At 70.9% G+C, this 10,602-nt stretch carries 9 protein-coding genes; 5 read left to right on the forward strand and 4 right to left on the reverse strand.

Annotated elements, in window-relative coordinates:
- Position 1: 1 nt before the first annotated feature.
- Both HMPREF2863_RS04005 and HMPREF2863_RS04010 read right to left on the reverse strand, forming a co-directional pair.
- The gene (locus tag HMPREF2863_RS04005; protein ID WP_070638114.1) at positions 2-1,012 is read right to left on the reverse strand and encodes an electron transfer flavoprotein subunit alpha/FixB family protein; all 1,011 of its coding nucleotides are present in this window, start codon (positions 1,010-1,012) and stop codon (positions 2-4) included.
- A gap of 29 nt (positions 1,013-1,041) precedes the next feature.
- A complete protein-coding gene (locus tag HMPREF2863_RS04010) occupies positions 1,042-1,824 on the reverse strand; it encodes an electron transfer flavoprotein subunit beta/FixA family protein (protein WP_070638117.1) in 783 nt (260 codons plus the stop codon).
- A gap of 238 nt (positions 1,825-2,062) precedes the next feature.
- On the opposite strand from HMPREF2863_RS04010, the gene HMPREF2863_RS04015 reads away from it, so the two are divergent.
- From HMPREF2863_RS04015 to HMPREF2863_RS04025, 3 genes are all read left to right on the forward strand, one after another.
- Entirely contained in the window at positions 2,063-2,986 is a 924-nt protein-coding gene (locus HMPREF2863_RS04015; RefSeq protein ID WP_070638120.1) for an NUDIX hydrolase, read from the forward strand.
- Between the two features lie 215 nt (positions 2,987-3,201).
- Positions 3,202-4,626 carry an L-serine ammonia-lyase gene (locus tag HMPREF2863_RS04020; protein ID WP_070638124.1) on the forward strand — a complete coding sequence of 475 codons (1,425 nt, stop codon included), beginning with the start codon at positions 3,202-3,204 and terminating at the stop codon, positions 4,624-4,626.
- Positions 4,627-4,761: 135 nt separating this feature from the next.
- Positions 4,762-5,847, forward strand: coding sequence for a YihY/virulence factor BrkB family protein (locus HMPREF2863_RS04025; RefSeq protein WP_070638127.1), 1,086 nt, complete (start codon positions 4,762-4,764; stop codon positions 5,845-5,847).
- 126 nt (positions 5,848-5,973) lie between these two features.
- Here the strand turns inward: HMPREF2863_RS04025 and HMPREF2863_RS12290 are convergent, their stop codons facing one another.
- Together HMPREF2863_RS12290 and HMPREF2863_RS04035 are read right to left on the reverse strand one after the other, a co-directional pair.
- A complete protein-coding gene (locus HMPREF2863_RS12290) occupies positions 5,974-7,317 on the reverse strand; it encodes a thermonuclease family protein (RefSeq protein ID WP_070638130.1) in 1,344 nt (447 codons plus the stop codon).
- Positions 7,318-7,514: 197 nt separating this feature from the next.
- Entirely contained in the window at positions 7,515-8,393 is an 879-nt protein-coding gene (locus HMPREF2863_RS04035) for a tryptophan-rich sensory protein (protein WP_246828818.1), read from the reverse strand.
- Between the two features lie 134 nt (positions 8,394-8,527).
- Between HMPREF2863_RS04035 and HMPREF2863_RS12395 the strand changes: the two genes are divergently transcribed.
- Together HMPREF2863_RS12395 and poxB are read left to right on the forward strand one after the other, a co-directional pair.
- On the forward strand, positions 8,528-8,653 hold the full coding sequence (locus tag HMPREF2863_RS12395; protein ID WP_256388808.1) for a hypothetical protein: 126 nt from the start codon (positions 8,528-8,530) through the stop codon (positions 8,651-8,653).
- Positions 8,654-8,785: 132 nt separating this feature from the next.
- Complete coding sequence (gene poxB, locus HMPREF2863_RS04040; RefSeq protein WP_070638133.1) at positions 8,786-10,501, forward strand: ubiquinone-dependent pyruvate dehydrogenase; 1,716 nt, start codon at positions 8,786-8,788, stop codon at positions 10,499-10,501.
- Positions 10,502-10,602: the final 101 nt, after the last annotated feature.

Consider the following 10,602-nt stretch of genomic DNA (forward strand, 5'->3'; position numbering starts at 1 on the left):
GTCAGCGGCGGGCGCGGATCTGCTCGATCAGCTGCGGGACGACCTCGAACAGGTCACCCACGATGCTGAAGTCGGCGATCTCGAAGATCTCGGCGTCCTCGTTCTTGTCCACGGCCACGATCGTCTTGGCGGTCTGCATGCCGGCACGGTGCTGGATGGCGCCGGAGATGCCCAGGGCGATGTAGAGGTCCGGGGACACGATGACGCCGGTCTGGCCGACCTGACGCTCGGCCGGGGTGTAGCCGGCGTCGACGGCGGCGCGGGAGGCGCCCACCGCGGCCCCGAGCTCGTCGGCCAGCTGCTCCACCACGGCGAAGCCCTCCTCGGAGCCCACACCGCGGCCGCCGGAGACGACGACCTTCGCGCCGCGCAGCTCCGGACGGGACGAGGTCTGCTGGCGTGGTGAGACCTCACGGATCTCCGCGCCTGCGGTGACCTGCGCCAGGGCGCCGGCGTCGATCGCGGTGATCTGCGGGGAGGCCACGGCCTCGGCGCGGGCATCGATGGATCCGCCGCGCACGGTGATGATGCGCGGGCCGCCCTCGCCGGTGGACTCGGACTGGATGTCGCCTCCGAAGATGGAGTGCTGGGCGATGACCTCGTCATCAGCCCACCGCAGGCCCACGGCGTCGGCGCAGACCGGGCCGCCCACACGGACGGACAGGCGGCCGGCGATGGCACGGGACTCCGGGGTGTTCGGCAGCAGCACGGCCACCGGGTTCGTCTGGCCGACCACGGTGGCCAGCGCGGCCACGGCGGCCGAACCCATGCGGGTGGCGGCGTCCTCGGTCTCGAGGGTGTGCACGGCGGTGGCGCCGAGCTCGCCCAGGCGAGCGGCGGCGGCCTCGGCCTTGCCGGGCGCGCCCACCACGACGGCCACGGGCACGCCGACGGTGGCGGCCGCCCCGAGCAGGCCGGCGGCGGAGGGACGGAGTTCGCCGTCGGCGTTGAGCTCGGCGAGGACGAGGACGGGGGCGCCGGAGTTCGCGGCGGTGTTCACGGTCTCAGTCATGGGAGGTCTCCTTCGGTGTCCTGCGTCCGTCAGATGAGGCGGTTCTCGGCCAGGAAGGCGGCGAGCTGCTCGGCGGCGGTGCCGTCGTCCACGACCTTCGGACCGGCCTGCTTCTCCGGGCGGGCGTTGGCGGAGACCATCACGGAGCGGTACTCGGCCTCCACCGGGCCGGCAACGATCCCCAGGTCCGCCAGGCAGTAGTCGGTGAGCGGCTTCTTCTTGGCCGCCATGATGTTCTTGAAGTTCGGGAACCGAGGCTCCGCGGTCTTCTCTGTCAGGCCGACCACGGCCGGCAGCGCGACGGCGGCGCGCAGGTCCGCGTCCTCGGTCACCACGGTGCCCACGACCTCGGACTCGGAGATCTCGAGGTCCTCGGCATGCGGCAGGTACGGGCGGTCCAGCAGTTCGGCGAGCATGGCCGGCACGACGCCGGTGGAGCCGTCCGTGGCGAGGTTGCCGGCGAGCACCAGATCGGCGCCCTCCTTCTCGATCGCGGCGGCCAGCACCCGTGCGGTCTGCACGGCGTCGGAGCCGGCGAGCGCGTCGTCGGCCACGTGCACGGCGGCGTCGGCTCCCATGGCGAGCATCTTGCGGAGGGTCTTGGTGGCGTCCTCCGGGCCCATCGTCATGGCGACGATCTCCACGTCCGCGCCGGAGTCCTTGTACTGCAGGGCGACCTCCATGACGCGCTCGCTGATCTCGTCCGGCACGGGCTCGGCTGCACCGTCGCGGACCAGCATGCCGGTCTCCATGTCGAGCGTGCGCTCCTGCCAGGTGTCGGGGACCTGCTTGGCCAGCACCATGATCTTCACGGGTCGGACTCCTCCTCGAATCGCCGCGGTCTGAACGGTCTCAGAACTGTGGTCAAGGCTACAGCGGACAGGGATGGCCCCGCCTGTCCGATGCGACCATCTCAGTAAATGATGATTCACTAAAGCAGTTCGTGCCACCCCGCCGCCTCCGCCGGGCCTGCGCCGCGGGCGGCAGCGGCCGCGCCGCTATCCTCGGAGCCACCGATGAGGAACCGCCCGCCCGCATGAGGAGAGACCGATGACCACCGCCGACCGCTCCGGCACCGAGCCCGTCCCGGCCCGCCTGGCCTCGTCCCTGCTTCTCGTGCGCCCTGCCGCCGAGGGCATCGAGGTGTTCGCCCTGCGCCGCGCCGGCTCCATGGCCTTCAGCGCGCACGCCACCGCCTTCCCGGGCGGCCGCGTGGATCCGGCGGACGACCTGCCCGTGCACCTCTGGAAGGGCGTGGACCTGGACGACTGGGCCCGCCGACTCGGCACGGACGCCACCCCGGAGGGCGCGGCCTCCCACATGGCCGAGCTCTCCCCGCGGGACGCCGCGGGCCGCCTGCTGGCCGCCGCACTGCGCGAGACCTACGAGGAGACCGGCGTGCTGCTGGCCCTGGACACCCGGACGGGCACAGCCGTGGATCCGGAGCTCGTCCGCTCCCTCCCGGAGGACACCCGCGAGCGCCTCGAATCCCACGACCTCGCCTTCGGCGACCTGCTCACCGAGCACGGCCTCGTCCCGGACGCGGCCGCCCTGGTGCCGTGGTCCCGCTGGATCACCCCGGTGGGCGGTCCGCGCCGGTATGACACGGTGTTCTTCGTGGTCCGCCTGCCGGAGGGACAGGAGCCGGAGCGCATGTCCTCCGAGGCCGCCAGCCACGGCTGGGCCTCCCCCGGGGCGCTGCTGGCCGAGTTCCGCAGCGGCACCGTGAACCTCATGACCCCGTCCTGGTGGCAGCTGCGCCAGCTCTCCGCAGCCACCCAGGACAGCACGGACTGGGCGGACATCGTGGCCCTGGGCCACGCCCACGAGCCGATCGCCCCGGTGATGCTCCACCCGAAGGCGGACCGCGAGAGCCGTCTGCAGGAGTTCCTGCACGCCGAGGAGTACCTGTCGGACCTCGCCTCGTTCCGCGCCGCGGCCCAGGTGGAGGAGTCCCCGGACAACGTCCTCTGACCTGAGGCGACGGCGCCGGGACCGGGGCTGGAGGCTCCGAGCAGCGCACGACGACGGCCGCTGCCCTTCCGCTGGACGGCAGGCCCTTTCCGCGGCATGGCCGGACCCGGGTGCCAGCGCGTAGGCTGGTCCACAGTCTGTGACCCCCCCCCCCCCCCTCATGCGGCGCACCCACCACCGGCAGGACGCCGCAGCCACCTGAAAGAGAGCCGCGCATGTCGCTCAGTGCCCTGGACCTGTTCTCCATCGGCATCGGCCCGTCCTCGTCCCACACCGTCGGCCCGATGCGCGCCGCGCGCCGCTTCACCTTCAGCCTCGCTGAGAACGGCCTCCTCGACTCGACCGCCCGCGTGAAGGCCGAGCTCTACGGCTCCCTGGCCGCCACCGGCATCGGTCATGGCTCGGACACCGCCGTCCTGCTGGGGCTGGCCGGCCAGGACCCGGAGACCATCGACCCGGACGCGTGCACGGGCCTGGTCAAGGACATCGTGGAGTCCGGGGACCTGCCGCTCGACGGGGACCGGCACATCCGGTTCGACCGCAAGAAGGACATGACTCTGCACATGCGCAAGTCCCTGCCGGGCCACCCGAACGGCATGCGCCTGACCGCCTATGACCAGGACGGCGGCCAGCTGCACTGCCGCGACTACTACTCCGTGGGCGGCGGCTTCGTGGTCACGGCAGAGGAGCTCGAGGACGAGCTCGAGGCCGCCCGCGAGATCACCCGCCATGAAGAGGACTCCCGCGAGGCCGCGGAGCCGTACCCGTTCAGCACCGCCGCCGAGCTGCTGGAGCACTGCGAACGCGAGGGCATGACCATCGCCGAGCTGATGCGCGCCAACGAGGCCGTCCGCCACAGCCCGGAGCACCTCGAGGCCGAGCTGACGAAGATCTGGCACGTGATGCAGGAGTGCATCCACAACGGCTGCACCCGCGAGGAGAAGATCCTGCCCGGTGGCCTCCAGGTGCGCCGCCGGGCCCCCGCCCTGCGCGAACACCTGCTCGAGCAGACCACCCGCACCGACCCGATGTGGGCCATGGAGTGGGTCAACCTCTTCGCCCTCGCGGTGAACGAGGAGAACGCCTCGGGCGGACGCATCGTCACCGCCCCCACCAACGGCGCCGCCGGCATCATCCCGGCCGTGCTCATGTACTTCTGCCGCTTCGTATTGCCGCAGGAGGCCACCGAGGAGGAGAAGGACGCGAAGGCGGTCGAGTTCCTGCTCACCGCCGCCGCGATCGGCATCCTCTACAAGAAGAACGCGTCCATCTCCGGAGCCGAGGTCGGCTGCCAGGGCGAGGTCGGTTCGGCCTGCTCCATGGCGGCCGCGGGGCTGTGCGCCGTCATCGGCGGCACCCCGGTGCAGGTGGAGAACGCCGCGGAGATCGGCATCGAGCACAACCTCGGCCTCACCTGTGACCCCGTGGGCGGCCTCGTCCAGGTCCCCTGCATCGAGCGCAACGCGATCGCCTCGGTCAAGGCCATCAACGCCGCCCGCCTCGCCGTGCTCGGCGACGGCTCGCACCGCGTCACCCTGGACCAGGCCATCAAGACGATGCGTGACACCGGCGCGGACATGAAGTCCAAGTACAAGGAGACCTCCCGCGGCGGCCTGGCCGTGAACGTCATCGAGTGCTGACCGGCGGGACGGCCGCTGCGTCTCGGGACGCAGTCGGCCCCGTCCGGAGCCGAGACATGATGGTGCGCCGGGCCTGTGGGGTATGTTCGGTCTGCTGACCTGTACCTCACACCCCACGCCGAGAGGACCTCTCCCGTGACCAAGCATCCGCTCGACGCGACGCTCGAGGCCGCGACGATCGACCCCGACAAGCGCAAGGAGCAGCACAAGGCCGTGAAGCTCGGCGGTGCTGGCTGGAAGTACGCCTTCTCGCGTTCGATCAAGACCTTCCTGAACGCCGGCGGCACGGACCTTGCCGCGAAGCTCACCTACTTCATGGTGCTGTCCCTTGCCCCGGCCCTGCTGGCGATCTTCTCGATCATCACCCTGGTGATGGCCAGCAACCGCGACGTGGTGAACGACCTCGTCCAGGACATCGTGGACAAGAACGTCTCCCCCGACTACGCCCCGCTGGTCACCGATCTCGTGGACAACATGATGAACCAGTCCACCGGCGGCGTGATCGCGCTGATCATCGGTATCGCCACCGCCCTGTGGTCCGCCTCCGCCTATGTGAAGGCCTTCAACCGCGCCGCGAACCAGCTCTACGGCTACGAGGAGGGCCGCGGCTTCGTGAAGCTCACCGCCGCCAACCTGCTGGCCACCCTGGTGGTGCTCGTGGGCATCGTGGTCGTCCTCATCTGCCTCGCCGTGAACCGCACCCTGGTGGAGGGTCTCGTGAAGCCGATCGCCGAGCCGCTCGGCGCCGATGACCTCATGGGCTTCCTCACGGACTCGTTCCTGCCGATCTGGACGTGGGTGAAGTGGCCGGTCATCGTCGTGCTCGTGCTGCTGATGATCGCGGTCCTGTACTACCTGACCCCGAACGTGCAGAAGCCGAAGTTCACCGTCTTCGGCCCGGGCAACATCGTCGCCTTCGTCGGCATGATCCTGGCCGCCGTGGCCCTGTCCGTCTACTTCGCCACCCTGGCCGGCTACTCCTCGTACGGCGCCATCGGCGGTGTCATGGCCCTGCTGTTCGCGCTCTGGGTCTTCAACATCGTGCTGCTGCTCGGCCTGTCCGTGGACGCCGAATGGGAGCGCGCCAAGCAGCTGCGCGCCGGTGTGGCCGCCGAGAGCCACCTCAGCCTGCCGCCGAAGGACACCTCCGCCCTCGTGAAGAAGGCCGAGGCCCAGGAGAAGCTGGAGGAGGCCGGATACGCCCTGCGCGCCGACTCCTGATTCCTCGACGGACACCCCACACGAACCGGGCCCCGGTCCTTCCTGACAGCGTCAGGCAGGACCGGGGCCCGGCTTGTGTCGGCTCCCTCCGCGGCCGCAGCGGCGCGGCGCGGGAGGTGAGGCGGGTCAGCGCTTGGCCGCGCGGTAGCCGGCGGCCTGGGCGGCCGCGGCGGTGGCGTAGCAGTTGCGGGCGTTGGTCTGCGAGTACGCCTGGTTGTGCGGCAGGTGGTAGATGCCCGAGTTGTCATTGGCCTTGACCGGGTGGGAGGCCGGGCAGGTCTTGGTGGCCGTGTTGCCTGCCCCCGGGCCGGAGCCGCCCGCTGCGGGGGCGGGCTTCGATGCTGGGGCCGGGGCTGCCGCCGGCTTCGATGCGGGAGCGGCGAACTGCTGCGGAGCCGGAGCGGCCTGGGCCGGTGCGGACTCCGTGCCCGGCGTGCAGCCGAGGCCGGAGGCGAACTGGCCGCGACCGGCGGCCTTGGCCTCCTGCCAGGCGGCGTGGACCTCGTTGTAGAAGCGGACGTTCGGCTGGAAGATCACCGGCTCGCCCAGGCCCAGGCGGGCCATCTCGGCGTTGACGAAGGTGTCTCCGGCCCAGACGCCGGCGAGGACCCGGTCGTAGCGGTCGCGGCGCTCCTTGTCATAGCGCAGGGTGACGGGCTGTCCCGGGGCGACCAGGCTCTTGAGGGCGGTCGTGGACTCCGGACCGAGGCACTGCACACCGTGCGAGGGATGCTTGGTCTCCGGGGTGTCGATGTTCAGCAGGCGGACCCGCTCCTCCACGCCGTTGATGCGGATGCGCAGGGTGTCCCCGTCGGTCACGGAGACCACGATGCCGCGCTCCCCGTCCACGTACGCAGGGGAAGCCGGCTTCGCGGAGGCCTGGGACGGGGCCGGAGCGGCAGCCTGGGCAGCGTCCGTCGCGACGGCCTGCTCGGCCGTCTTCTGCTCTGCGGCCTTCGCCTCGGTGGCCTTCTTCTCCGCGGCCTCGCGCTCACGCTGCTGAGCCGCGGCCTGCTCGGCCTTGCGCTCAGCGGCCGCTGACGCCTCAGCCTTTCGGCTCGCCTCGGCCTGCTCGGCTTCGCGCTCGGCGGCGGCTGACTTCTTGGCCTCGGCGCGGGCCTGCGTCTCACGCTCCTGCTCCTTGCGCGCTTCGCGCTCCTGACGCTCCTTCTCGGCGCGCTCGGCCTTCTCGGACTCACGGGCCGACTCCTCGGACTCGCGGGCCGACTCCTCAGAGACGTCGTCCCCGCGACCGTCTTCCGCCCGCTCGGACTCACGGGCGTCGGCGGACCGGTCGGCGGACGCACTGGAGGACGAGTCATTGGTCTCGCTGGCCCACTCCGAGGAGGAGCTCCCGGCGGCGGACGAGGCGTTCGGATCCTCGCCGCAGCCGGTGAGGACCAGGGACAGGCCGAGCCCGAGGGCGGCGGCCAGACGCAGGGAGCTGGAGGGGGATGGGGAAACGGGCACGACGCTGTGTCCTTTCTGCGAAGAGGGGATGAGCCCTCACCAAGGGGAGATGCCCTTCGGCCTCCAAGTTTTTGAGGAGCGGCCGTACAGGACTTTCCCAGTTTATCCTGACGCGAGCATCTTCCCAGGTCAGAACCGCATCACTGTGACCAACTCCATAGGGGGCGCCCGCCGCAGTCGGCCGCGTTGCCCAGGCGTCAGCGCGTGGTGATCTGACCGTCGCCGTCGAGGGCGTCGACGATGAGGTCACGGGCCTCGCCGGTGGGCGACTTCGCGGACAGCCAACGGGCGCCGGCCCAGGCGAGGATGACCACCACAGCGCAGCCGTAGGAGGTGACCGCCAGGCTGCCGGACTGCAGGCCGCGGCCGTCGGAACGGTTCACCCCGATCCAGAACAGACCCCAGGCCACGGCCAGGACCACACAGAACCGTCCGCCGTCGTAGGCGGAGAGCAGTGCGCTCAGGATGGTGAGGGCGATGACAGCGATCACGGCCCAGGTGGCAGGCATCAGGGGGCCGCCGTCCCAGCCGGAGGAGGCCAGGCCCGCGGCGACGTTGATGAAGACGCACACCATTGTCCAACCGAGGTAGAACCCCTGGACGCAGTCCACGGCGATCCGTTCGCCCCAGCCCGGCGCGGGAAGCCGTTCCATCTGGACCAGGATCACCAGCAGGACGGCCAGCTGCACGATGCTCACCGCCACGCTGGCCCACAGCAGCCCTGCCTCGACGGCGGCGAGCCACACGATGTTCAGGGCGATGCCCGCGAGGATCCAGGGGCGCATGCGCACGTGCCGTCGGCTGGGGGTGGGAGTCATCAGCTGCCACACCGCATAGCCGACGAAGCCGGCGTAGATGAGCCCCCAGATGTAGCCGGCTGCCTCTCCGACGGACAGCCAGGTGGCGTCCTCATCGAGCCAGCCGCCGACGGCGTGGGTCACACGCGTGCCGCCGAACAGGCCCATGCCGACCATCATCAAGATCAGCGCGGCCACCACCACGACGGCGGTGACGATGCGCCCGACGGTCGAGTCGAGTGCGCGACCCGCCTGAGTGCTGTCGACGTGCGTGCTCATGGGGTGCTCCCTGGCCAGACGGAGGCGCCGGGGCGCAGGCACCCCGGCCCGTTCGTTCGCCGCCATCCTAGGCATCCACACCGACGAGAAGTCCATGCGGGGACTGTGGATTCACCGCCCCCTAGTGAAAGTACATGCGCGACATCTCCCCGATCGGACTCCTGCTGGACGTGGACGGCCCCGTGGCCTCCGGGGACCTGCCCGACGTCGCCGCGGGCGAGTCCCTGCTGCGCTGGGTCGAGCGCGACCTGCTGCGCTGACCGGGTCGGACGCCCCCCCTGCGGGCGGCCGCCCCTCGCCGGGCCGGGACCTCGACCCCTAGCGTGGAAGGCAATGCGGCGCCCACTGCCGAACCGGCCCGGGCGCCTCCCGACCAGAGAAGAGGTTCCACCGTGGCCACTGTCGCCCAGAACATCGTCGAGACCCTCCACGCCTCGGGCGTGCGCCGCATGTACGGCGTGCCCGGGGACTCCCTCAACGGGCTGACCGAGGCCCTGCGCTCCCACGGCGGCATCCAGTGGGTGCACACCCGGCACGAGGAGACCGCGGCCTTCGCAGCCTCCGCCGAGTCCCAGCTCACGGACGAGCTCGCAGTCTGCGTGGGCTCGTGCGGTCCGGGCAACCTCCACCTGATCAACGGCCTGTTCGACGCCCAGCGCTCCCGCACCCCGGTGCTCGCGATCGCCGCGCACATCCCGTCGGAGGAGATCGGCTCGGGCTACTTCCAGGAGACCCACCCGCAGGACCTGTTCCGCGAGTGCTCCGTCTACGTGGAGCACGTCTCCTCGGCGGACCAGATGCCCCGCATGCTGCGCACGGCGATGCGGGCCGCCGTCGAGCAGCGGGGCGTGGCCGTGCTCGTGATCCCGGGCGACGTGGCCCTCACCGAGCTCTCCGCGAAGCCCGAGGTGATCCGTCACACGCCGTCCCGCGTCATCCCGGCGGACTCCGTGCTGCGCGAGGCGGCCGAGGCCCTGGACTCGTCCAAGCGGATCACCATCCTGGCCGGTGCGGGTGCGGCCGGTGCCCACGACGAGGTCGTGGCCCTGGCGGAACGTCTGCAGGCCCCGATCGTCCACGCGCTGCGCGGCAAGGACCGGATCGAGTACGACAACCCGTATGACGTCGGCTTGACCGGCCTGCTCGGCTTCGCCTCCGGCTACCACGCGCTCAAGGAGGCCGAGACGCTGCTGATCCTCGGCTCCTCCCTGCCGTACCGGCAGTTCTACCCCGAGGACGCCACGGTCATCCAGGTGGACGTGCGCGGCGAGCAGATCGGCCGGCGGGTGGCCGTGGACGTGCCGCTCGTGGGCGGGGTGAAGGAGACGGCCCAGGCCCTGCTGCCGCTGCTGCGCGGGAACTCGTCGTCGGCGTTCCTGAACAAGGCGCTCAAGCACTACGCCAAGACCCGCAAGGACCTCGACCAGCTGGCCAGCCCGGGACGCGGACGCGTGCACCCGCAGTACGTGGCCCGCCTCCTCGACGAGATGGCCGACGACGACGCGGTGTTCCTGCCCGACGTCGGCTCCCCGGTGATCTGGGCCTCCCGGTACCTGACGATGAACGGGCGCCGCCGGATCATCGGCTCGATGTCCCACGGCTCCATGGCCAACGCGGTCACCCAGGCGGTCGGCGCCCAGGCGGTCGAGCCCACGCGCCAGGTGGTGGCGATGGCCGGCGACGGCGGGCTGGCCATGATGCTCGGCGAGCTGCTGTCGTTCGTGCAGAACGACCTGCCCGTGAAGACGCTCGTGTTCGACAACGACTCGCTGAACTTCGTGGAGCTCGAGATGATGGCCGCCGGGTTCGTCCCCTATGGGACGGGCCTGGAGAACCCGGACTTCGCAGCGATCGCGGAGGCAGTCGGCATCAAGGGCTTCCGCGCGGACCACACGACGGACCTGCCCGCGGTGATGGGCGATTTCCTGGCCCACGACGGGCCTGCCCTGCTGGTGGTCAAGACCGAGCGTCAGGAGCTGACGATCCCGCCGAGCATCGAGCTCGAGCAGGCCAAGGGCTTCGCGCTCTACGCCATGCGCACCGTCCTCGACGGCAAGGGCACCAAGCTGCTCGACCTCGCGAAGGCGAACCTGCGCCAGGTGTTCTGACCTGTCGCGCACGACGACGGCCCGGACACGGACGGATCCGGTGATGCCGACCACTTCTTCTGCCTTCTCAAGGCGTGGATCTGGGCGACCAGGACCGGATC

It is taken from the genome of Micrococcus sp. HMSC067E09 (assembly GCF_001812555.1).
Lineage (GTDB): Bacteria > Actinomycetota > Actinomycetes > Actinomycetales > Micrococcaceae > Micrococcus > Micrococcus lylae.